This window comes from Capnocytophaga canis (assembly GCF_000827555.1).
Taxonomy (GTDB): domain Bacteria; phylum Bacteroidota; class Bacteroidia; order Flavobacteriales; family Flavobacteriaceae; genus Capnocytophaga; species Capnocytophaga canis.
The window spans coordinates 1-23,874 of sequence record NZ_CDOI01000141.1 but is presented as its reverse complement, the minus strand read 5'-3'; the positions used below and the strand labels follow the sequence as shown (position 1 = coordinate 23,874).

At 35.1% G+C, this 23,874-nt stretch carries 23 protein-coding genes; 8 read left to right on the top strand and 15 right to left on the bottom strand.

Going from position 1 to position 23,874, the window contains the following annotated elements:
- Positions 1 to 30 precede the first annotated feature (30 nt).
- Together CCAND38_RS05145 and CCAND38_RS05140 are read left to right on the top strand one after the other, a co-directional pair.
- Entirely contained in the window at positions 31 to 984 is a 954-nt protein-coding gene (locus CCAND38_RS05145) for a helix-turn-helix domain-containing protein (RefSeq protein WP_197066332.1), read from the top strand.
- A gap of 71 nt (positions 985 to 1,055) precedes the next feature.
- On the top strand, positions 1,056 to 1,448 hold the full coding sequence (locus tag CCAND38_RS05140) for a pyrophosphohydrolase domain-containing protein (RefSeq protein WP_042344164.1): 393 nt from the start codon (positions 1,056 to 1,058) through the stop codon (positions 1,446 to 1,448).
- A gap of 170 nt (positions 1,449 to 1,618) precedes the next feature.
- On the opposite strand, the gene CCAND38_RS05135 is transcribed toward CCAND38_RS05140, so the two are convergent.
- The 8 genes from CCAND38_RS05135 to CCAND38_RS05100 form a co-directional block, all read right to left on the bottom strand.
- A complete protein-coding gene (locus CCAND38_RS05135) occupies positions 1,619 to 2,008 on the bottom strand; it encodes an HU family DNA-binding protein (protein WP_041986250.1) in 390 nt (129 codons plus the stop codon).
- A 42-nt stretch (positions 2,009 to 2,050) separates the two neighbouring features.
- A complete protein-coding gene (locus tag CCAND38_RS05130; RefSeq protein ID WP_042344163.1) occupies positions 2,051 to 3,415 on the bottom strand; it encodes a serine hydrolase in 1,365 nt (454 codons plus the stop codon).
- A gap of 140 nt (positions 3,416 to 3,555) precedes the next feature.
- A complete protein-coding gene (locus CCAND38_RS05125; RefSeq protein ID WP_042009914.1) occupies positions 3,556 to 4,053 on the bottom strand; it encodes a hypothetical protein in 498 nt (165 codons plus the stop codon).
- Positions 4,054 to 5,310, bottom strand: coding sequence for an AAA family ATPase (locus CCAND38_RS05120; protein WP_042009916.1), 1,257 nt, complete (start codon positions 5,308 to 5,310; stop codon positions 4,054 to 4,056).
- 51 nt (positions 5,311 to 5,361) lie between these two features.
- Positions 5,362 to 7,158 carry a translation elongation factor 4 gene (gene lepA, locus CCAND38_RS05115; RefSeq protein ID WP_041993989.1) on the bottom strand — a complete coding sequence of 599 codons (1,797 nt, stop codon included), beginning with the start codon at positions 7,156 to 7,158 and terminating at the stop codon, positions 5,362 to 5,364.
- A 198-nt stretch (positions 7,159 to 7,356) separates the two neighbouring features.
- Positions 7,357 to 8,706 carry an alpha-L-fucosidase gene (locus tag CCAND38_RS05110; protein WP_042344162.1) on the bottom strand — a complete coding sequence of 450 codons (1,350 nt, stop codon included), beginning with the start codon at positions 8,704 to 8,706 and terminating at the stop codon, positions 7,357 to 7,359.
- Positions 8,707 to 8,783: 77 nt separating this feature from the next.
- Entirely contained in the window at positions 8,784 to 9,293 is a 510-nt protein-coding gene (locus CCAND38_RS05105; protein WP_042009923.1) for a DUF6252 domain-containing protein, read from the bottom strand.
- Positions 9,294 to 9,426: 133 nt separating this feature from the next.
- Complete coding sequence (locus CCAND38_RS05100; RefSeq protein WP_042344161.1) at positions 9,427 to 10,845, bottom strand: ATP-dependent DNA helicase; 1,419 nt, start codon at positions 10,843 to 10,845, stop codon at positions 9,427 to 9,429.
- 121 nt (positions 10,846 to 10,966) lie between these two features.
- Here CCAND38_RS05100 and CCAND38_RS05095 point away from each other — a divergent pair, with 121 nt between their 5' ends.
- Positions 10,967 to 11,623: a hypothetical protein gene (locus CCAND38_RS05095; RefSeq protein WP_042344160.1), complete on the top strand. Its 657-nt coding sequence runs from the start codon at positions 10,967 to 10,969 to the stop codon at positions 11,621 to 11,623.
- Positions 11,601 to 12,437 (top strand): DUF3822 family protein, encoded by an 837-nt coding sequence (locus CCAND38_RS05090; RefSeq protein ID WP_082023482.1) that lies wholly within the window; start codon positions 11,601 to 11,603, stop codon positions 12,435 to 12,437. The genes CCAND38_RS05095 and CCAND38_RS05090 overlap by 23 nt, the downstream gene beginning before the upstream one ends.
- Before the next feature lie 12 nt (positions 12,438 to 12,449).
- Here CCAND38_RS05090 and CCAND38_RS05085 read toward each other — a convergent pair whose 3' ends face one another.
- A complete protein-coding gene (locus tag CCAND38_RS05085; protein WP_042009962.1) occupies positions 12,450 to 12,737 on the bottom strand; it encodes a DUF4834 family protein in 288 nt (95 codons plus the stop codon).
- Positions 12,738 to 12,895: 158 nt separating this feature from the next.
- On the opposite strand from CCAND38_RS05085, the gene CCAND38_RS05080 reads away from it, so the two are divergent.
- Both CCAND38_RS05080 and CCAND38_RS05075 read left to right on the top strand, forming a co-directional pair.
- Positions 12,896 to 14,374, top strand: coding sequence for an ankyrin repeat domain-containing protein (locus CCAND38_RS05080; protein WP_042344159.1), 1,479 nt, complete (start codon positions 12,896 to 12,898; stop codon positions 14,372 to 14,374).
- A gap of 6 nt (positions 14,375 to 14,380) precedes the next feature.
- Positions 14,381 to 14,860 carry a DUF2271 domain-containing protein gene (locus tag CCAND38_RS05075; protein ID WP_042009932.1) on the top strand — a complete coding sequence of 160 codons (480 nt, stop codon included), beginning with the start codon at positions 14,381 to 14,383 and terminating at the stop codon, positions 14,858 to 14,860.
- 82 nt (positions 14,861 to 14,942) lie between these two features.
- Here CCAND38_RS05075 and kdsB read toward each other — a convergent pair whose 3' ends face one another.
- From kdsB to CCAND38_RS05060, 3 genes are all read right to left on the bottom strand, one after another.
- The gene (gene kdsB / locus CCAND38_RS05070) at positions 14,943 to 15,677 is read right to left on the bottom strand and encodes a 3-deoxy-manno-octulosonate cytidylyltransferase (protein ID WP_042344157.1); all 735 of its coding nucleotides are present in this window, start codon (positions 15,675 to 15,677) and stop codon (positions 14,943 to 14,945) included.
- A 75-nt stretch (positions 15,678 to 15,752) separates the two neighbouring features.
- Positions 15,753 to 16,496 carry a porin family protein gene (locus CCAND38_RS05065; RefSeq protein ID WP_042344156.1) on the bottom strand — a complete coding sequence of 248 codons (744 nt, stop codon included), beginning with the start codon at positions 16,494 to 16,496 and terminating at the stop codon, positions 15,753 to 15,755.
- Positions 16,497 to 16,710: 214 nt separating this feature from the next.
- Complete coding sequence (locus CCAND38_RS05060; protein ID WP_042009939.1) at positions 16,711 to 17,892, bottom strand: MalY/PatB family protein; 1,182 nt, start codon at positions 17,890 to 17,892, stop codon at positions 16,711 to 16,713.
- A gap of 142 nt (positions 17,893 to 18,034) precedes the next feature.
- On the opposite strand from CCAND38_RS05060, the gene CCAND38_RS05055 reads away from it, so the two are divergent.
- The gene (locus CCAND38_RS05055; protein ID WP_042344155.1) at positions 18,035 to 20,164 is read left to right on the top strand and encodes a suppressor of fused domain protein; all 2,130 of its coding nucleotides are present in this window, start codon (positions 18,035 to 18,037) and stop codon (positions 20,162 to 20,164) included.
- 84 nt (positions 20,165 to 20,248) lie between these two features.
- Here the strand turns inward: CCAND38_RS05055 and CCAND38_RS05050 are convergent, their stop codons facing one another.
- Positions 20,249 to 20,467, bottom strand: a complete 219-nt coding sequence (locus CCAND38_RS05050) for a heavy-metal-associated domain-containing protein (protein WP_042344153.1) — start codon at positions 20,465 to 20,467, stop codon at positions 20,249 to 20,251.
- A 153-nt stretch (positions 20,468 to 20,620) separates the two neighbouring features.
- Between CCAND38_RS05050 and serS the strand changes: the two genes are divergently transcribed.
- Positions 20,621 to 21,889, top strand: coding sequence for a serine--tRNA ligase (gene serS / locus CCAND38_RS05045; protein ID WP_042009947.1), 1,269 nt, complete (start codon positions 20,621 to 20,623; stop codon positions 21,887 to 21,889).
- A gap of 202 nt (positions 21,890 to 22,091) precedes the next feature.
- Here serS and CCAND38_RS05040 read toward each other — a convergent pair whose 3' ends face one another.
- On the bottom strand, positions 22,092 to 22,403 hold the full coding sequence (locus CCAND38_RS05040) for an exonuclease/endonuclease/phosphatase family protein (RefSeq protein WP_042009949.1): 312 nt from the start codon (positions 22,401 to 22,403) through the stop codon (positions 22,092 to 22,094).
- A 201-nt stretch (positions 22,404 to 22,604) separates the two neighbouring features.
- A partial coding sequence (locus CCAND38_RS05035) for a helix-hairpin-helix domain-containing protein (RefSeq protein ID WP_500681095.1) occupies positions 22,605 to 23,874 on the bottom strand: 1,270 nt, incomplete at its 5' end.

Below are 23,874 nucleotides of genomic sequence, written 5' to 3'. Positions count from 1 at the left end.
AATCTAACGGAGAAAATTATCATGAAAATAATGGATTTTGATAAAATCGCTAAAGAAGAGATTGTTTTATCAAGAAGAGATGAGGGAAATTTTAATCTTTCATTGAAAAATGAGGTAGGAAATATACAGCTTCAGGTGAAAAATATGAAGGAAATATCAATCTATAAATGGCAATCCCTTTTTTCAGAAGCTACACAAATTCGTGAGAATACAACTCCTTCAGTTCGTTTTTTTGCACTAAATCAATCTAAAAACGGTGTGAAAGTGAAGATGAAAAATCTGGATTTGACGATACAGCAAGGTATGTTCAATGTTTTGTTTGTCGATACGGAAGAAGAAGGTTGTGATCTTTTCAGAGAAAATGACCATACGGTTTTCTCTAGTTTTTTTATCTCAAACGATCGTTTTTTGCATCTTGCCAATACTTATCCCGAAGTATTTCAAAGCTTTCTAAATCAGTATCAACGAGATAAAAATTTTATTCTTTCAGATAGAAACGGACTTCCGCTTACTTCTCAGATGAATACAATACTTCAGCAGTTAGAACAAAGTCATTTGATGGGAAATGTTTGTGAAACTTATGCTGAAATCAAAATATTGGAGCTTTTCATTCTGCAGCAACAACTTTTGGGACAGCACATAAAAACCAAAAAACATTGCAAGACCCAATCCGATATTGATAAAATACACGAAGTGCGTCATCTTTTAATGCATAATTTCCATGCTCCATTGAGCCTATCAGAGCTTTCTCGTCGTGTAGGTCTGAATGAAAATAAATTGAAATATGGATTTAAAGAGATATTTGGTACTACCGTTTTCGGATATCTTTTCGATCATAAGATGCAGTTAGCTAAGCAACTTCTTTTGGAAACGAACAAGAGTATTTCAGAGATTGCAGAAGCCTGTGGCTATGATTATGTGTCACATTTTTCCACAGCTTTCAAAAGGAAGTACCATGTCTCGCCATTAAAATTTAGGGAGTAAGTGTTTATATTTTCGGTATGAAGTAGCTCAAAATAGTAAAATAAATGTACTTTTGTTGCCTAAAAAAGGATATGAAAAGTAAATTAAAAGCTGTAACCGAGTTTCATACGGCCTTCGGATTGGGAGTAAAACAACAACCCACCACTGAGCTAACCCCTGAAACTATCAACTTGCGATTTAAATTAATGGCAGAGGAAAACCAAGAGTATTTGGAAGCTGCCAGAAATAATGATATGGTCGAAGTAGCTGATGCTTTAGGGGATATGCTCTATATTCTTTGTGGAACCATCATCGAACACGGAATGCAATACAAAATAGACGAGATTTTTAGTGAAATCCACCGAAGTAATATGAGTAAACTTGACGCTGACGGAAAACCTATCTACCGAGAAGATGGCAAAGTGATGAAAAGTTCCCGTTATTTTCCGCCAAATATTGCAGAGGTTTTAAAGTCTACAGATTAATAAAACTATATTATAGGTTCGTGAGATTAATGCGTTCAGCTTAGTGTATGCGCATTTGTTACTTAACACATACGAACCCGTCGTTCAATGGGTACGTACCTATCAAACAACAGGTACGCTCCTGTTTTTCAGCGGAAGCGTACCTGTTTAAGTTTCTCACGGATTGCGATTTATTTTTTGTACTTTTCGTATTTTACGGTAGCAAGCATTTCTTTAAGGTCAGTACCTGGGCGGAACTGAATTTTGTTTCCTTTGATGTTGGCTGCGGTAAATTTCTTTTCGTCGTCCACACCCTCGCTGGTGATGGTTATTTGGAAACTTCCAAAATCACCAAATTTCACGATTTCTCCATTAGAGAGGTGTTTTATAAGCACTTTCGTAAGTTCGTTAAGCGTTGCCAATACGTCGGTATCCGAAACGGTAGTCGACCCCGTTGCTATTTCTTTAGCGATTGCCTTTAGGGTGATTTCGCCATCGGCTTTAGCACTGGCATAAAACTTCGGAGCCTCTTCGGGCTTTTGTGGGTTCTTGCGTCCCACGACATTGTACTTTACTGGCATAATATATGGTATTAATGGGTTACTGATTTAATTTTTTTGTTTCTATTCTTCTACTTTTTTAAAAATAAATCCCATTGTCCCCTGACGAAACTCAAAAACGTTTTCATCAGGATTAAAAATAAGTTTAATATCGGCTGGTTCAAACTTAAATGTATGATTTTCATACGCTTCTAACGGAATTTCAGGTTGCTTCGTAGCTTGTGAGTACAATACATTTCCTTTTTTGGTAATGGTAATTTCCAAATTTATTTTATCGTTAAAATATGTACCTAAATATTTGTCTAAATCTTCGGATTGCAGAGAGATAGGCTTTTCGGACTTCAAAGGCTCATTATACAAAATACTTCTAACCGCTTTAACAGGTATTTTCGTAGTGATTAAGGTTTGATTTTGCAAAAGGACGATGGTTTTATCATTGGTAAGTTGTTGTTCCAAATAGGTAATGTAACCTCCCCAACTTCCTGAATGATTGATAATTTTGCCATATTTTTCGCTCTCTTCCAAGAATAGACCAAATCCGTATTCGGTGTTTTGGTTATTATTAAGCGTGTAATCGGCAAAAAGTTTATCGCTTTGTTGCTTGGTGAAGAGTGTATTGTTTTGGAGGGCTTTTGTCCATTTGAGCAAATCTTCGGTAGTTGAATATACCCTTCCTTGCCCATAAACGCCGTCAAAATACTGAGCATATTCCACATCTCTTTCCAAATTGCCTTCATCATTTGGCATATACCCCACCGCCAAATTCGGTACTTTCAATTTATCTTTATATAAGAATAAAACTGCGGTGTTGTTCATTTTCAAAGGTTTGAAAATATGTTTTTTCAGATAATTGGCATAGCTTGTTTTGGAAACTCGCTCAATGATGGTTGCTAAAAACAAATAGCCTGTATTGCTATACTTAAATTTTTCGTTGGGTTCGAAAAGTATTTTAGGTTGCTCCTTTGCAAACAATTCGATGACGTCATCATTGGTAATTGTTCCGTTTTTATTCATTTTTTCTCTGAATAACTCCATATAGTCAGGCAGTCCTGAGGTGTGATGAACCAAATGCTCTATGGTTATTCCTTTATAAAAAGACAACTCAGGAATGTAATTGGTTATATCATCCGACAGACGCAATTTTTTGGACTTTTCGAGCAACAGAATTGCCGAAGCCGTAAATTGTTTGCTTATCGAAGCTAAATTAAATATCGACTTTTGGGACAATTTTATATTTTCTTCAATGTTTCCTACACCATAGCTTTTTTCAAAAATAGTCTTACCATTTTCAGCGATTAAAACATTTCCGTGAAAAGCATTTTTACTATGCAACGAAGTAAAAAGACTGTCTAATCGTTCGGCTTTGCTTTGTGCAAAAACAAAACTACTACATTGTAACGCAACAAATAATAAGGTTATTTTTCTCATTTTATAAAATTTAGTGGGGTTATTTAATAATCCGTTATTGGAGTTATTATGTTTTTGTTGATTTTTATATTATATTGTAATTCAGCGAAATAGAATTATGATTAAAAAAAATCTTTATATATAAAAATATTTACGAAACTTTAAAAATACTTTTTTATTAAATCTTGCAAGTCCATTGCTTTGTAATTGTTGGGTATTCTACCTTTCATTCTTCGGTACAATTTATTTTCGGCTTGTTGTTTTTTGTTAGGCTGAAATATGAAAATATACTGACTATGTATCGGTAAAGAACTTCCTAATAATTCGATAGAATCATCAACTTTTCCGACCAATTCCTCTGTTGTTAAATTATTAGGATTCGTTACATTAAGTTTAAAATCTACCAAAACCATCTCTGTGGTATCAGTGTTCGATACAGCAAAGGCAATGTCCATAGATTTTGGTTTTTCTGTATTTTCTCCAAAGTATTCTTTATCTTTTGCACAATCCAAATTCAAGACCTCTACATCATTTACAAGATGAGGTACAATCCTAAGAGATTTATCCTCATTAAATATTGCTTGGTTAAAATCTTTTAAGCAATAAGGATGTTTAACGGAAAGAGTGTGGTTTATTGTTTTGGTTTTATCGTACTTCATTTAAACACTGTATTTGTTGATTCTGTCAATAGCGATATTGAACGATTCAAAAATAGGGTCTATCTCTTTCTCTAAATGCTTGTAATTATAGGTAAATGTCTCTTTTTCTTTTTCAGCAAGATAGAAATTCACATCTTCTAAAACGCCTTCCTTTTCGGAAATATAACGGATAGCACTTACCATATCAGGATTATGACTTGCCAAAAAGAATTTTACACCCAAATGTTTGTTTAGATTGACAATAATTCTTGCGTATTCTACAATCCATTGTGGATGAAGATTAGACTCAGGTTCGTCTATAATCAGCAGTGTTTTATCATTTAGATGTCCTCCTTTTAGCAATAGCTGTAAAATAGAAAACGCTTTAATTCCTGTTGCTACATAGGATAAGTCAAAAGTTTTTCCATCTAACCTTTTGTACTTGAAATCATCTCCAAATAAATCATCGTCTAAGTAAGTATCTCCTTGAATAACTTTTTGAATATCACTAATAACGCTGTTAGAGTCCGTTTTTCTTTTATTTCTTAATAGTTCGTTTAAGTCCTGCCAATGCGTATTTTTACTTTCGTCCATAGAAAATACCATTGGAGTATCTATATAGATTGTATTTTGTATGGTGTATGGAATGGACAGATTATTATTTTTAAAAGAAACTATATCAACATCGTGCTCAAACACATCAAAAGTAGTTGGAAATTTACTGTCCGAAAACTCTTTTGTGAGTTCATTAGTGAACAAGTGGATAGGTCTTGATTTGATTCTACCTTCCGCCCCCTTAAATTGATTCGTAATAATCTCTTGTATTTTATCGAAAAGATAATCTTTGGATATTTTTTCCTCTAAAATATCTTCAATTATCATAATAAATCTATTTAGCCTTGGGTCTGATTCTTCTAAAATTTTATGTTCCTTAAACAAATATTTTATTTTATCAATTAAGCCTTGATAGAAACCTTGTTCTACAATATTTATTTTTCTAAAATCCTCTCTTAGTTCCTTTTTATCTTTTTGAGGTAATTTACTTCCCAGTACCAAATTTTGAAGATAATAAAATATAGGGTCGAGATTGGCAACTAATTGCTCTTTGACTATATTCTCATAGTTAGAAACCGTTTTATATAAAAAATACAACAATTTGGATAGCGTACTCTTACCGCATCCGTTTTCTCCTGCAACCAGAGTTATCCCATCAATTTTTATTTCTGCTTTATGAATAGCACGAAAATTTTCTATATTAACTCTTACATTCGCTGACATATTTTCATTTTTTTATTGATTTATAAAATCCCCGCCTGCGGTGGCTCACCGCTAATCATTCAGCTTCAACACCGCCATAAATGCACTTTGTGGTACTTCTACATTTCCGATTTGTCGCATACGTTTTTTACCTTTCTTCTGTTTTTCAAGGAGTTTACGCTTACGCGAGATGTCCCCACCATAACACTTGGCGGTAACGTCTTTACGGAGGGCTTTGATAGTTTCACGAGCGATGATTTTTGCCCCAATTGCTGCCTGAATTGGAATATCAAACTGTTGACGTGGAATCAGTTCGCGGAGTTTTTCGCACATTTTCTTTCCGATATTGTACGCATTATCGGCGTGAATAAGGGCAGACAAAGCATCTACCGAATTGGCGTTAATTAGCACATCGACTTTCACCAAATTAGAAGCTCTCATTCCGATAGGCGAATAATCAAACGAAGCATAACCTTTTGATACTGTTTTTAATCGGTCGTAAAAATCAAACACGATTTCCGCCAGTGGCATATCAAAATTTAGTTCTACACGTTCGGGAGTTAAATATGTTTGATTAGTAATTTGCCCACGTTTTTCGATACAAAGCGACATCACTTGCCCCACAAAATCCGCTTTGGTAATCACCGATGCTTTGATGTATGGCTCTTCCACTCGGTCCAATTTCGATGGGTCGGGAAGGTCAGACGGATTATTTACCACGATAGGCGTTTCGGGGTCTTTCTTCGTGTACGCCAGATAACTAACGTTCGGAACAGTAGTAATTACGGTCATATCGAACTCTCGTTCCAATCGCTCTTGAATGATTTCCAAGTGCAACATTCCGAGGAAACCACAACGGAAGCCAAAGCCCAATGCCGCCGAACTTTCAGGAGTGAAAACCAGCGATGCATCATTGAGTTGCAGTTTTTCCATAGAAGCTCGAAGCTCCTCATAATCCTCAGTATCAACGGGATAAATTCCGGCAAATACCATCGGTTTTACATCTTCAAATCCGTCAATGATTTCAGAACATCCATTTACTGCCGAAGTAATCGTATCACCCACCTTCACCTCACGGGCATCTTTTATTCCAGTGATGAGGTAACCCACATCGCCCGTTTTTACAGATTGCTTGGCTACTTGATTGAGTTTGAGCGTACCTACCTCATCGGCATCGTAGGTTTTTCCGGTAGACATAAATTTGATTTTCTGACCTTTACGAATTTCTCCATTCATCACACGGAAATACGTTTCCACACCACGAAACGGATTGTACACCGAATCGAAAATCAGTGCTTGAAGCGGTGCATCGGGGTCGCCTTTTGGGGCAGGAATGCGTTCGATGATAGCTTCGAGGATTTGCTCCACGCCCAAACCTGTTTTTCCAGAAGCGGGGATAATATCATCAGGGTCACAGCCGAGTAAATCAACAATATCGTCTTTTACTTCTTCCGGATTTGCCGAAGGAAGGTCTATTTTATTTAAGATAGGAATAATTTCTAAATCATTTTCCAGAGCCAAATAAAGATTAGAAATAGTCTGTGCCTGAATACTTTGTGCAGCATCAACAATCAGCAAAGCTCCCTCACACGCAGCAATGGAACGCGACACTTCATACGAGAAATCCACGTGACCAGGGGTGTCGATAAGATTCAGAATGTAAGTTTCGCCCTTGTACTCGTACTCCATTTGGATAGCGTGAGATTTGATGGTAATGCCTCGTTCACGCTCTAAGTCCATATTATCAAGGAGTTGGTCTTGTTTTTCGCGTTCGGTAACGGTTTTGGTAAAGTCCAAAAGTCGGTCAGCAAGGGTACTTTTTCCGTGGTCGATGTGTGCGATAATACAAAAATTGCGTATGTTTTTCATCAGTGTAAATATTCATTTATATGTGAAGGGCAAATATACAAAAAAACTTGTCAGTTGCTATGGATTCCGTAAATTTAGTTAAGCAGAGAAGAAAATGTATGTGCTGAAAAATCAAATAGATACCAAGAAGGCCATTCCACATATTGGGAATAGCCTCTTTTACTTTTAAAATAAGTTAAATTGTTTGTGAATATTTTATTACATATTCAGTTCTACTGCGTTTCCATGTCCCCGATAGAGAACGAGTTTATCCTCTAATTCTACTTCTAAAACAGTCACGTAAGGATCAAGAGAATTTTCGGAAGGTACGGAAATTCGTAATATTCCTGGGATATTGTTCCAGGCAGCCCCTCCGTTGCGTTCAAAAGAAAGATTTTCTCCACTTCCTAAAACCTTAATAGATTTTATTTTAGCTTGAATTCCTTTTAACTGAATGTAGTTTTTAGGTGCGTCGAACAAGCATAAGTATATTTTTTTATGGTCATGACTAAGCATGGTAGGTCCAAAGAAATGCCCGTAGGGTAGTCCTGCTTCGGAGTCGTATACTGCAGTTTTGTGCTTTTGAATCCATTTGCCAAGAGCTTCCAAACGTTCAACTTGTTCGGGAGCGATGCTTCCATCTGGTTTTGGTCCGATATTCAATAGAAGATTTCCTCCTGTGGAAATTACTTCAACAAATGTACGTACGATTTGTGAAATCGGTTTGTAGTTTGTATCCGATGGGAAATAACCCCAATTGTCGTTCATTGTCATGCAAAATTCCCACGCTCCTTCAGGACGAACGATAGGGACTCCTTGTTCAGGAGTTTTGTAGTCTCCATATTCATTGAGTCGTGAATTGACAATTACTTGTGGATTTGATTTCAATAAACTTTGTTTGATTTCAGCTGATTTCCATTCTTCAGCTTTATGTTCCCAATCGCCATCAAACCAATAAAGGTCAGGTTTGTATGCGTTTAGTTCCTCTAATTGATCGAAGTTGAATTTGACAAAACGTTCCCATGGGGATAATTTTTGTTGTCCCTTTTGTGGATAAAATTTATTTGTAGTTTTGATACGCTCAAAAGTAACAGGTTTATAATCAGGATGTGACCAATCGCATAACGAATAGTAAAGTCCTAATTTCATGTTCTTTTTACGAACGGCTTTCACGAAAGGTGTAAGCAAATCCTTTTTGGCAGCAGCGTGTTTTACGGTACTCAATGTGCTGTATTTCGTATCCCATAAAGCTACACCATCATGATGTTTCGTTGTTAATACTACATATTTAGCACCTACTTTTTCAAAAAGGTCTAACCATGCATCAGGATTATAATTTGAAGCAGTAAATTCCTTTCCTTGAGCTAAATAATCAGCGTGTGAAATCCGTTTGTGATACATAGACCACGACTCCGTAATTCCATTCACTCCGTAGTATCCCCAATGAATGAATATTCCTAATTTGGCTTTTTCAAACCATTCTAATCGATTGTCTTTCTGTTTGTTAATTTGTGCGTGGATGTTTATAGTTGCTAACAAACATAAAGTTAAAAATATTTTTTTTACCATAAGTACAAGTATATGTATTTTAAAATAAAATTATGATATTAAATAAGTTTAAAAATAATACTAAAATTATGTATAGATTATTTTTGTTTACAGCGAAAAACGCCTTCCGTGATTTTTTTCATATCTCCGATTCCATTTTTTTTCACATTCATCTGAAAGCGTCCTTCAATGATGTTTTTGGAAGAGTCTAATTTTGTAATTTCAACATTTCCGTCATCTATGGTAAGATACTGTTGTTTGTTTACGATGTAAAGACCAGTTCCTCCATTTTTTTCATCACCAAATTTATGATTTCCCAAAGTAGTTGAACTTATCGAAAAAGAGAACGTTTTATCAGTAGCATCATTTCCCGAACGATAGGATTCGATTTGTATACTACCATCCTTGTTAATTGTGTAGGTGCATCGGTCACCTTTAACAACCACCCACTCTCCATCAACTTTAGCTTTGATGTAGAAATCGTTAGATAAAACGATTCCGTTTTCGTCAATTTCCTCTGCTTGTTGCGGAGTTTCAGGTTTGTCGCACCCAATGAACATAATCATAGGGACTACTAAAAATTTAATAATACTTGTAATTTTTTTCATAAGTCTATGTAATTTTATCGCTTTCAGCGTAATTTAAGGCAAAGAACGATATTTTTTTTTAAATAGAGAATTTTTAAGGACAAAAAAATCGTTTTTTTTTTGACTTTAAATAATTCAAAATGCGGTTAATTAGTTATGATTTGAAATCCTCATCTTTAAAATTCAGTAAATATACTTTTTTAGTCGAACGTGTCAATGCTGTGTACAACCAACGATAGTATTCCTCATCGGCACCATTAGGTAGATATGGTTTTTCGATAAAAATGATATCCCACTGTCCACCTTGGCTTTTGTGGCAGGTAATTGCATATGAGAATTTTACCTGTAAGGCGTTAAAATATGGGTTTTCTTTCACTTTTTGATACTTTTTGTAGGAAGAAGTTTCCTCTTCATAGTCTAATAGTACTTCCTCGTAAAGGCGTTGGCTATCTTGGTGCGAAAGGGAGGCTTGTTCCGATTCCAAAGTGTTTAAGAGTAAGACAGTATCAAATGGAGGTTGGTTCGGATAATCAATCAGTTGTACAGAGACTTCAGCAAATCGAAAACCGTAATATTCACGGAAGGCATAAATCCGAAGTATTTCCAAAGTGTCACCATTGGCAATAAAACTGACTTCCGATGAATCTTTTAACCAAAAGTAGTTGTTTTTGACAACCATCAGTAAATCACCTGCCGTAAGTTCATCCTCGTTGTCTAAAATTACCTTTCGAATTTGTTTATTGTACAGTACCGCACGTTTATTTGATCGCACGATGATGGAGGTATGTTCTGTTCCGTAGTTATTATAAGCGTCTTCTATAGCTTCTTGAATTTCAGAACTTTCTCTTAATCGGATGATGTCCTTAAAACCTTTGGTTTGAAACTCAAAATTGCTATAAAAAGTTTGATTTAGCGACTCTCTTAGCTTAGTAGCGTTGTATAAAATTCCTGACTTTTTTTCTTGTCGGACTACTTCTGTAAGTTCAATATGCGAGACATCCTTTTGGTAGCGAGACTCTAAATTTCGGATATCTAAAGCAGGGCTATACAGAGAATTTACGGGAGGCAACTGAGCTGTATCTCCCATCAGTAATAATCGACAACCTTCCCCCGAATAAACGTATAGCATCAGATCATCTAATAAAGAGTTTCGCTCAAAAAACTGCCCATCATTATCAGCAATCATTGAAGCCTCATCTACAATGAATAAAGTGTTTTTGAACTTATTAGGTTTTAAATTATAAGAAAAACTACCGTTTTGATTTTTGGGGTAATAAATATGTTTGTGAATTGTATATGCTTGTTGTTTTGCGAAATGAGACATGACTTTAGCTGCTCGTCCTGTGGGAGCTAACAGCACAGCTCTGTGTTTAATTTTTGGAAGATTTTGAATCAGACTATTGGTGATGGATGTTTTTCCCGTACCCGCAAAACCTTTTAGTAAAAAAAGTTTATTGTTTGTTTTTGTGTCAAGTAAAAAAATACTAAGTTGTTGTAAAGCAATATTTTGTAGAGGGGTAGGGGAGTGGTTAAAAGCCTCTAAAAGGGCGTTGTAAAAAGTTGTTTTATCCATACATGTCAAAAATAGACCTCAAAAATATAATTTTTTTTGCGAAAAAACTTTTTATAACAAAAAAAAATTGTAGCTTTGCATTAACCAGTCAAGAAATTTGAATAAAATAATATTTTAAAAAATGAAAAAAGTTTTACAAATCGCACTTTGGGCAGTAGGTCTATTTTTCTGCTTCATGATTTACAAATCAGTTACAGGTCCTATTCAGTTTAAAAAAATTAAAACGGAGCGTTACACAGAAGTAATCCGCAAACTCAAAGACATTCGTGATGCACAGGAAGCTCACCGAGTTGTTAAAGGAAAGTATGCAGCTAATTTTGATGAATTGACTTCATTTATCGAAACAGCTAAATTCACCATCACTTCACAGCGTGACACAAGTTGGGTTGAATACGACAAAGTCTATAAAATTGACATGTTGAAACAAGGTGTTGTTGTTGATACCTTAGGTTATGTAGCTGTGAAAGATTCCTTGTTCAAAAATTCTGATCGCTATAAGAATTTACGTTATGTACCACACGCTAAAAGCAAAGAAGAACAATTCGTAATGAATACAGCTATGTTGGATAGAAATGGGGTTCAAGCCTCTGTTTTTGAGGCGTATGTGCCTAAGAAAGTAGTTCTATGGGATCAAGATGATAATGATGTTCAAGTTGAAATAGCAAGAAATTCAGTAGAAGAAGTTAAGGGTGATTTAATTAAAGTAGGTTCGTTAGACGATATCACAATTAATGGTAACTGGCCAACTTCATACGATGCAAAAACTGCAAGAAAATAATATATTAGAACCTTATTTTAAAGAATTGTCCATTCAAATTAACTTGGATGGACTTTCTTTTTGTGTTTTCAATCCTGTGTTGAACTACGTTGAGTCAATTTACAATTTTTCTGTAAATTTCAATAAAAGTAATCAGGAAATAGAAAAACAAGTCTATACTATTTTACAATCCGAAGAAGATTTAAGGCAGGATTTTAACAATATCAAGGTGTTACATAACACACCAGCTTATACCCTTATTCCACAAGCTCTTTTTTCTGACGAAAAAGAAGCTGTTAATTATTTGAAATATAGCATTGACACCTCTGGGCTAAAAGAAAAATTTATCGAAGTTGATAAAATTATTCCTATTGATATCGTAAATGTCTATGTTCCTGATGTTCTGATTAATAATATCTTAATTGAACACTATGGAATGGTGGACTACAACCACTTTTCATCTTCTCTTTTGCGTATGTTGCTTAAGCATTATGCTTCGCATTCCTATCAAATTATGTATGCCTATACGGAACAAAGTTCCTTTTATTTTGTAGTATTTAAAGATAAAAAACTTTATCACTTCAATCGATTTTATTACGAAACCACAGAAGATTTTTTATTTTACACGCTTTACTGTATCGAACAATTAGGAATTGATTCCGAGCGTATTCCGTTGTATGTAATCGGAGATTTTAACCATAAATCATTGGTTTATCGTCAATTGAGTCGTTACATAAAATATATTTATTTAATGGATTTTAATCGAAAGGAATACTACAAAGGAATGGATGAAGAATTGATACGCAAAAATTTTGTGTTGACGCAATGTTTCTGATTCGAAACTAAATTATTTAATTTCTTCAAAATCAATATATTCTCCTACTTTTTTCTTTCTCGAAGTTGATTCTTTTGACCGAGCATCGTCATTCATAATGGTTTGACGACTGTCGGTTTGCCTTTGATATTGATTTTGAGTTTGTTGAAATTGGTTATATATCTTTTTTTCTACTTTCTTAAAAAAATAACGCAACACAAAAGGCATTAGAATCCTAATAAGAATCCGAAGTCCTAAAATTACAAGTAAAACAATCAGAAGGGTTCTCAAAAAACCCATTAAAGATGCTTCTGCTATCATAGATTTTAAAAGTTTTGCCAAAGATATGAATTGTGTTGGTAATTTGCAAATACCAACAATTTGGATATTCAGAAAATATTTAAAAAAAAGTGACTTTATGTTATCTAAATTAAATCTAAATAGCTATATTTGCACAATTGTTTTTAATTAGAATTAATATGAAGAAAAAACTTGTATCTTTATTTGTGTTTATAACAACTTGTATATCAGCACAGAATAATGTTTTTTTTAGTGCGGATTTTTGGAAATCAAAGCCCTCAGTGGAACAGGTAAAGCAAAAAATTGCTGAAGGTAATGACCCTGTAGCTCTAAATGAAAGAGCTTATGATGCGACTTCATTGGCTATAAATAACGGAGCCTCATTTGAGACTATCGTTTATTTACTTTCGCTCAAAGGCAATGAAGTTGATAAACTAACTCATGACAAGCGTACTTACATTTTTTGGGCAGCATTCCAAAATCGTTTGGATGTAGCTAAATATTTGCTTGACAAAGGAGCTAAAACGGATGTTCGTGATTCTCATCTGTATTCACCACTTTTGTTTTCAGCTGTCAGAGGAAACAAATCCATTGAATTTTACGAGATGCTTATAAAATATGGAGCCAATGTTAAGGATAGAAACGAAAATGGGGCCACAGCTTTGCTCTTGTTGATTCCACACCTTAAAGATTTGAAAGAGGTTGATTATTTTATCAAAAAAGGTTTGTCATTGAAAGATGTTGATAATAAAGGTGATAATTCTATTTTTTATGCGGCTCGTTATGGTAATCAAGATATTATCAATCAGCTGATTAAGAAAAAAATAGATGTAAAGGCTGTTAATAAAAAGGGACAAAACATAGCTTTTGCAGCTGCTGAAGGAGGACGAGGTAAATCAAACGATATATCTTTTTTCAAGTATGTTGAAAGTTTAGGTATTAATCCAAATCAAAAAGATAAAGAAGGTTTAACACCTCTATTCATACTTTCGTTCAGACATAGAGATGTAGGGGTATTGTCATATTTTATCGAAAAAGGAAATGATGTGAATCAAACAAACGCTTCTGGTCAAAGTCCGTTGATGAATGCTTCCTCTTCGAATGTACTCCCCATTGTTACCCTCTTGGCGGATAAAACGCAAAATATCAATGCCGTTAACAATCATAAACAGTCAGCTTTGACGTTAGCTGTTCACCGAAATTCAGCTGAAGTAGTTGATTTTTTAATTGGTAAGGGAGCTGATGTGAATGTGAAAGATGATAAAGGAAATTCGTTAGTTTACTATTTGGTGGATGGCTATAGTCCACGTAACCAAGAAGATTTTAAGAAAAAATGGGATATTTTGCTTGAAAAAGGATTGGATATGGCTCAACTTCAGGCTAATGGTAATACGATCTATCATTTAGCTGTTCAGAAAGGGAATTTAGATTTGTTACAAAAGGCGAGTTCAGCAAGTGTGAGCGTTGATACTAAAAATGAAGAAGGGCTTACTCCATTGCATCAAGCTATTATGACGGCTAAAAATTTGGACATAATTAACTTTTTACTTGAAAAAGGGGCTGATAAAACCGTAACCACAGATTTTGGTGAATCGGCTTATGATTTGGCACAAGAAAATGAGGCCTTAAATGGATTGAATATTAATTTTTTAAAATAATTTACTATGAAAATCAAACAATTAATTGGGATTTTAGCACTTGTATTAGTGACTTTTTCATTCACAAAACAGCAACCAAGTTCTAAATATAAATGTATGATTCAACTTACGAATTACGATGGAGAAGGGGCTTATATTGTGGTTTCTTTGTTGAATCCCGAGGGTAAATATGAAAAGACTTTGCAGGTGTTGGGTGATGATCCAGAGTGGTATAGTGATTTACCGGAGTGGTGGAAGTTCTACGGAAAACGAGAGACCATCGATGCCATCACGGGAGAAACTATTAGTGGAGGACAACGAGCTGTGAAAGTGATTGAAATAGAGGATGATAAAATTGATAAAGGCTACAAAATCCGTTTTGAAACTGCGGTGGAAGACCAAAAATATTACGCTACTGATGTAGAGTTTGAACTTACTTCGCAGAGTTTGAAAAGCAAGGTTGAAGGCAAGGGATACATCCGTTACGTACGAATGATGCCGAATTAAATTCCATAGTTAATTTCTTGAAAAAAGGTTACTTGACATTCTGTTAAGTAACCTTTCTTCATTTAATATTTCTTCTCTGTTTTTATAAACTATTCCAAATTTTTCGAGCTTTTTCCAAGTCGCTTTCTGTATCGATGCCAATGGTAGGGATATCTGTTTTGGCTACACGAATTTTAAATCCATTTTCTAAATAACGGAGCTGTTCTAATTTTTCTGTAGTTTCTAACATTGACTCTTCCAATTGAGAAAATTGTATCAATGCAGGTTTGCGATATGCGTAAATTCCAATATGTTTAAAATAGTTACCTAACGATTTTTCATCGCGAGGAAAAGGAATACAAGCTCTCGAAAAATAGAGAGCATCTCCCGAGTTGTTTGTAACTACCTTCACGTTGTTCGGATTTTTTATATCTTCAAAATCATATAATTCTTCCATTAAAGTAGCTACATCAACTTGATTGTCAGTGTCTTTTTTAAAAATCTCAATGAGCATCTCTAAGTTTTTTTTAGCTGTAAATGGTTCGTCTCCTTGAATGTTTACCACTACATCTACATTCATAGACTCACAAGCCTCAGCTAATCGGTCACTTCCGCTCTGATATTCTCTTTTACTACGAATGACTTTGCCGCCAACTTCAATAATAGCCTGTTCAATGCGGTCATCGTCGGTTACCACGTACACATCTTCAAAGAGTTGTGTGGCACGTACAGCTTCAAAAGTTTGAACAATTACAGGTTTTCCTCCCAAGTCTTTCATGAGTTTACCTGGAAAACGTGTTGCTCCGTAACGAGCTGGTATCATGGCTATTATTTTCATATTAGGTATATTTTCTTAATTTAAGACTTTCTTACTGAATTTTAGAAGGTGAAATTCTTTTCTAAATTTACCTTTTTACAAAATATAGAACATCACTCCTAATTGAAGGATATTAGCTTTCAAGGAAGTCCCTTCAATGGTGTTGACATTTTTGAACAGGGGAGTCAAGCTGTATTGCACGTAAAAGTTTACGGCGTTGTAGCCTAATGCAACGTAGAGTTTTGTGTGAAATTTTCCTTTTAATTCGAGATTAGAGAAGGAAGTACTCAACTCGTTATGCTCGTAAAAACTTTTGGATTTTAGGACATAACCAAATTTCATTCCTGTGTAAATTCGCCAGAACTTATGATCTTCCGCTGTTGAGGTTCGCCATCGGAACTCCAGAGGAATCTCTAATGTGTGTAATGAAAAGTTATTTTTGTTCAAATTCAAGGACTTGATCCCGTCGGGAATTTGATAGGTTCGCACACCATTTTCGCTGAAAACGACAATGTTACTATATACCAGATCATAGGCATACCCCATCCCTACGGCGATTCCTACGTTGCGACGTTCGTTTAGCGGAATGTCACGCATGATACCCGTATGAATGCCATGGGAAAGACCGTGTTGGACTACTCTTGATGCTTTTGAGCTTAGAATATTGTATGTTAGTCCCAAATAAAATTGGTCTTCCAAATATTTCACTCCATAGTCTCTATTTTTTTTATCCACTTTGGAAGGACTTTGAATCATTCCGTCATCCTCATCTTCCTGTGCGTAACTACACAAGGGCAACAAACAAAACAGAACAAAGGTGTAAATCTTACTTTTTATCATTCTATAAACATTAATCATTAGGCTTCACACAAATTTTTTCTTTTCTCAAAAAAGGAGTCTGGGTAAAAATTAAGCTAAGGATTAATTTAATTACCATTAACTTAACCTTATTCCTAATAGGGAAATTGTGCAAAATTTTCATACGATAGCAAGAAAAAGCGTTCCACCCTCAAGGGAATTTACATCAGGTGGAACATTATTGTGTATCTACTTTTTAAACACATTCTTCTTGTTTTTCAATAGCATCTTTCAACTGATGAAGTGCTTGAGCAATAATGCTTTGAGGACAAGCTAAATTAATACGCATGAATCCTTCACCTTCTTTGCCGTACATAGCTCCGTCGTTTAATGCCAATTTAGCTCCATCAACACACAGATGAACTAAACTCTCTTGACAGATTTCCAACCCTCGGAAGTCTAAAAACACCAGGTAGGAAGCCTCTGGAACGATACATTTCACTTTTGGAATGTTCTTTTCCACATAGTCCACTACAAAGTCAATGTTTTTCTGAATATATTTCAATAGCTTGTTTAACCATTCCTCTCCTTCTGTGTAAGCAGCGATTACCGTTTGATAAGCAAATACGTTTCCGTCGCCGAGCATGTTTCCTTCTACATAGCTTTGGAATTTCTCTCGCAATTCAGGATTTTGAATTACGGCATAGGAGGTTGTAAATCCTGCCATATTGAAAGCCTTGCTGGGTGATGCGAACGTAATACTCATTTGACGAGCTTGATCACTTACGCTACCTAATGGGATATGTTTATGCGGAGGTAAAGTTAAATCAGCATGAATTTCATCGGATACCAGTACCACATTGTTTCTATGGCAAATGTCTGCTACACGTTCCAGCTCATCACGTCGCCAAACTCGACCTCCTGGATTGTGAGGATGACAGAATAGAAATACCTTACATCCTTTGATATCTTTTTCCAATCTATCAAAATTGATCTGGTATTGACCGTCAATCAGTTCCAAAGGACTGTTTACCAAAATTCTGTTGTTGTTCTCCACTACCAATGAAAATGGATAGTACACAGGCTGTTGAATCAAGACTTTGTCACCTTTTTCCGTAAAAGCCTGTACGACCATCGCTAGGGCAGGTACAACCCCCGGGGTGAAAGAAATCATCTCTTGACTGATATTCCAACCAAAACGTTTTTGTTGCCAATTGATAATAGCGTCATACCATTGTTGTGGTTTAGCCGTATATCCAAAAATTTCGCATTCCATCCGTTTTTTCAAAGCGTTCACTATAAAAGGAGGTGTTTTAAAATCCATATCAGCAATCCACATTGCTAATAAATCCGTTCTTCCCCAACGTGGTTGAAGTGCTTCTAATTTGAGAGCATCGCTCTTACTGCGGTCGTTGATTTCGTCAAAATTATATTCCATGGTTATATCAAATCATATTATAAGAGCCAAAGATACTACTTTTATAAAATACCACAATAGTTTTATTTGAAATATTTTCGGGTTCTATCTTTTTGATTTACTTTTGTCGCTTAGAATATATTTTTCTGGTAAAATAACTTTTATGACTGAAAAACAAATCTTAGCAAAGATAGAAAAGTGGGATAAAGACAACAAAGTATCCGCCATTATTGAATTTATTGAAAACCTTCCTGTACAACAAAAAACATCGCAAGTTTTAAGTGAATTAGGCCGTGCGTACAATAATTTTTATTGGCTGATGCCCTCTGAAGAGAATCGTGCTTACTTGCAAAAGGCTGTGAGTGTCTTTAACTACGTCAAAGATGATATACCTTCCCAAATATGGCACTATCGCATTGGCTATGCCTATTTCTTTTTAGATAATATAGAGAAAGCGAAAGAACATCTTTCACATGCCTCTGAAGGTAATGGAAAAGATTTATTGGAATTTCTCAAAATTGCTGAACAAAAAGGATTGAAACCCACTGAAGTTGCTCCACAAGGAGCTTTGAAATTTGAATTTCTGTTCGAAAAGTTCATAGCACTTATTCAAGAAAAAGCACCTGCTTTAGTTTCTGTACTTGGCAAAGGAGCTTCAGATATAACATTGGATGCTTTTGAGCAAAGAAAGGGCATTAATTTGCCTGAGGACGTACGTTATTTTTATAAAACTTTTGATGGACAAACGGATAACAATGTTTTTTTCCTTAATAATGCACAACGTTTTATTTCCATTCAAGAAGTAGAAGAACTACAAAAGCGATGGCTCTCATTTGTTGTAAACAACTATGGGAAAAATTGGCAAGATTTAACATTTTCGTCCGATGATTTTTTTGATGACGACATTATCAAAAATCAATTGTTTAGCCAACGTTGGATTCCGTTTTTGATGCAACATAATGAGCAAGGAAACGAAGAATATTTGTGTTTTGATTTTGATAGCATCAATGAAGAAGACTTTGGGCAGCTGATCAGTGTTTCCCTTTCGGATAAGCTCCAAAGTTATTACGTAGATTATGTTAGTCCCAACATTTGGTCGTGGCTCTATACCACTACTAAAAATATTGAAGAAGGATTTGTTGTCTATGATGAGAAACTCAATTCCCTAATGTTTACTACCACAGATGACTTTTCTGCTGTTTATTACACTGAAGATGAGTTAGATACTTTAAAGAATTATATTTCTGAAAACATAGGTCAAATTGATGATGTATTGCCTGGACTTATTTCATCTGACATTCGCTGTGATATTTACATCATCAAGCCTACGCCTGAACGGAATTACTACACCCTAATAACAGGAGGAATGGGAGCCTTTGATATGCTCGTTCCCCAAGATCATGAAGGGAGTACTAATGCCGAATTAATGATTAACCTTCCTCCCGATTGGAATGTTTACGGAAATGATGAAAAAGATTTTTGGCCGATCAGATGGCTCAAAACCTTAGCACAGCTACCTATTGAACAACAAACTTTTTTAGATTGGGGGCATACTATTCCAACAGGAGAACCTTTGCCTGATACTCCGTTCACTTGTTTGATGCTCATAGGAAGCGAAACTAAAGACCGTAGTAATGCCTTAGTAACACTTCCTACTGGACGCCAAGTTCAATTCTTCACTTTAGTACCGCTCTATGAGGAAGAGATGCTTTATAAATTGCAAAATATGGCAGAAGCTCTCATTGAACGATTCGAAGCGAAAGCAATTCCTTATCCTCCAGTGGTAGATGTAAATCGATTGAACGTATGCGAAAATTTTGTCCCATCTGAAAATCATGCTGCCTTGGATGGCGTAGCATGGGCATTCAATAAAATCAATTACGTGGGGCTGATGCAATTTTGGGATGATGTTCGGGCTTATAACGAGTACATCGAACAAGATTTAGATTATTTTAACCCCTTTACAACCCTGTTCAAAACATCTAAAGTGAAAGTTATTTACGAGGCATGGGTTAGAAGCGAGAAAGATTTATTACCATTTGAGGAATTCGTTGAGCCGATTGACAATATTTTTAATGAGTACAACGAGCAAAACGGTTTTTATCAAGCGGAAATCATTGCAGAACTTCAATCAGGAGATAATAATTCTTTTGGTGCATTGGAACTGCTTTGGAATATCCACAACTGTTTGCAAAACAAAGAACTTGGTGACAATATCTTCTTTGAAGGTTTTGAAATTGAAGGTTACGAGGATGATATTACTCCTGTGATATATTTATGCTTAGGAGACTAATGAAAGAGCGTTGGATGTTTTCCGAAACAGGAAACATCAACGCTCTAAAAAAGTCTGTCAGTGAAAAAACAATGTTTTTTTGGATTATGACTCCAAAAATTCAATGTTAAATCCTTTACTTTTTACGATTTCAATAATCTTTTCAGTAGAAACATCGCTGTTCACACGTAGAATTTTATCAGGATTATCAGTATCAACGCTCCATTGGTCTTTCCCTAAAGCGTTATCTAACTCATTCTGTACTTTTGATACACATCCTCCGCAATTAAGATTTGTTTTGAATTGTAATTCTTTGTTTTCCATTTCAAATATTTTAATACGCAAATTTAGAAATGATTTTCGATTAATAAATCATAAGACTTAATTTTTTTAGAAAAATGAGGTTATTCTTTGTCTTTGTGAAATATTATTGTACTTTTGTGAGTTCAATAATCTAAAATATAAAGTATACGAAATATGTTACAACTTACGTTTGTTAGGGAGAACAAAGACGTTGTTTTAAACGGACTTAAAAAGCGAAATTTCAAAGACTTACATTTAGTTGATGACATCATCAATTTAGATGAGAAAAGACGTGCAACCCAAGCCGAATTAGATAAGGTATTAGCAGAATCAAATAATATTTCAAAAGAAATCGGAATTTTATTCAAATCAGGAGACACCCAAAAAGCGAATGAACTAAAAGCCAAAACAGGTGAACTTAAAGATAAATCTAAAACTTTATCGGACGCTTTGAATGAAATTTCTGAAAATCTTAATGTATTGTTGTACCGCATTCCGAATATACCAAATGAGCTGGTGCCCTTTGGAGTGTCAGATACTGATAATGAAGTAGTTTTTCAAGCGGGAGAAGTACCTAACTTAGGAGATAAAGCTTTGCCACATTGGGAATTAGCAAAAAAGTACGATATTATAGACTTTGAATTGGGTGTGAAAATTACTGGAGCTGGTTTTCCAGTCTATAAGGGTAAGGGAGCAAAACTGCAACGTGCGTTGATTACCTATTTCTTAGATAAGAATACTGAAGCAGGTTACCAAGAGTTTCAAGTACCCCATGTGGTGAACGAAGCGTCGGGATACGGTACAGGGCAGTTGCCTGATAAAGAAGGACAGATGTATCACGTTGGTTTAGATGATTTGTATCTTATCCCTACGGCAGAAGTGCCTGTCACAAATTTTTTTAGAGATGTGTTAGTATCTGAAAATGAGTTGCCTATATGTTGTACAGCTTATACACCTTGTTTCCGCCGCGAGGCAGGAAGTTATGGAGCTCATGTTCGTGGATTGAATCGCTTACATCAGTTCGATAAAGTGGAAATTGTGCGTGTAGAACACCCTGATAATTCCTATAAAGCCTTGGATATGATGGTGGAACACGTTAAATCAATTTTAAATGAATTGAAGTTGCCATATCGTATTTTACGTCTTTGTGGTGGTGATTTGGGCTTCACATCAGCATTGACGTATGATTTTGAGGTGTATTCCACAGCACAACAAAAATGGTTGGAAATCAGTTCTGTATCTAATTTTGAAACGTTCCAATCCAACCGATTAAAATTGCGGTATAAAGATACTGATGGCAAAAATAAATTGGCTCATACCCTCAATGGAAGTTCTTTGGCCTTGCCACGAGTATTGGCTGGAATTTTAGAAAATTACCAAACTGAAGATGGTATAGTTATCCCAGAAGTGTTAAGAAAATACACAGGGTTTGATAAAATATAGTTAAGAAGATAGGTTTAGTTTTCATAGTTAGTAGGTACCTCAATTAGCTGAAATAAATATGCTAATTGAGGTATTGAATTTATGACAAACTACTATTAGTCTTTGTAGATATGCTGAGCACAGAAAATTATTTTAAATTTTGTGTGTTTGCCTCAACTTTTAAAGATTTAATGCTTTGTTACTAAACAGTATAATGACTTTTTTATCTTCTTGATTTTTTTGAAGGGGTAATTTTGAACTTCATCCAAACTCCTTTATGGTCGCTGGGATATATCCCCAAAGGTTTTATAATTGTATCCTGAAAATCATCTTTAATAGGCTTTGACCGACAAACAGAACTATCCGTTCCGAAAAGTTTGGCTTCTAATACCTTAATACCTTTTCCTTTGTAATAAATCAAATCAATACGTTCGCGTTCATCTGCCTTAGGCGCCCAAGTAAGTTTTTTGATGTCTGTATCTGCATTATAGCAAGGGTGTGTAAAACCAGAGTGAGTTAAAGGATTACGATACAACCTTTTATTTGTTCAATCCTGTATCATTTTTTTCAGGACGAGACACCATACCAGCTTTTTTACTTTGTTTTTACGGATTTAGTGTGTTATTTTTTTTCCCCATATTAGAATTATATAATACTTAATAAGTACAATCATTTTACTTTCTGGTATTCTACTGAGGGTTGTTTTCTTACAAGTTTCGTTATGTTTTTTATCGCTTTAATCATTATCATCAACTAATGATTCATGAATCTCTTCCTCCTCTTCAGTTTCTACCGTTTTAGAATCTTCTTTGGTGTCGATGAGTTTTTTAGGTTCTCGTTCGTTTAGTAGATAGCGTATTTTTTCCTTGTCTAAGGCATCTAAAAATTCGTTCGAAATACGTACACCTTGATTTGGATTGTCCATGCTAATAGATATTTTTTCTTCGGCAGATTTTATCCTGTAGATGACAGGGCAGTTTCCTGAAAATTTTGCTATATTCTCTTTAAAAAAATGAACTGTATGTTCCGAAATATCATTTACGCCAAATTCGAAAGCTACTTTTTTTGTCATCTTTTGTAGAACATCTTGCATCATAACCATTTCCATGAATTTTATGCGTGGTTCACCCCGTTCGTTGGTATCTTTTTTAACCCAGCCTTCTTCTACTTTGAATTTGCAAAACAGAAATGTCGACGGGATCAAATAGTTACGGAATTTTAAATAATCTTCGTTGAATAAACGAAATTCATACGCACCATCATAGTCTTCCATGATGAATGAAGCCCAACCTTTTCCGTTTTTAGCAGTGTTGTGTTTCACGTCCGTAATCATTCCAGCAACATTTACTTCTCTGTTTACAAAAGGTTTTAAATCAGATAGTTGATTTAGTGATAAGTTGCAATATTGCCGAATAACGTGTTTAAATTCATCCAAAGGGTGCCCCGAAATATAAATCCCGATAACTTCCTTTTCACGGCGTAGTTGCTCCAAATTACCCCATGTTTCGCAGTTGGGAACTATGGGTTCAGGGACATCTACTTCGCTACTGCCTCCGAATAGACTCATCTGAGCAGAATTCTTACTTTCTTGGTACTTACTTCCAAAACGGATTGCTTTTTCCAAAAAAGGAATTCCATCAGCTTCGGCGTGAAAGTATTGAGCTCGATGTACTTTCGTAAATGAATCAAAACCTCCTGCAAGTGCAATATTCTCAAAGGCTTTTTTATTGATATTTTTATAATCAACGCGTTTTGCTACATCAAAAATAGATGTGTACATTCCTTCTTTACGATGTTCCACTATGGTGTCTACGGCATTTCTTCCTACTCCTTTAATAGCTCCTAACCCAAAGCGAATATCTCCGTTTTTGTTTACCGTAAATTTATAGAAAGATTCGTTTACATCAGGGCTTAAAACTTTGATTCCCATTCGTTTGCATTCTTCTAAAAAGAAAGTAACTTGCTTGATATCATTCATGTTATTGGATAGTACGGCCGACATAAAT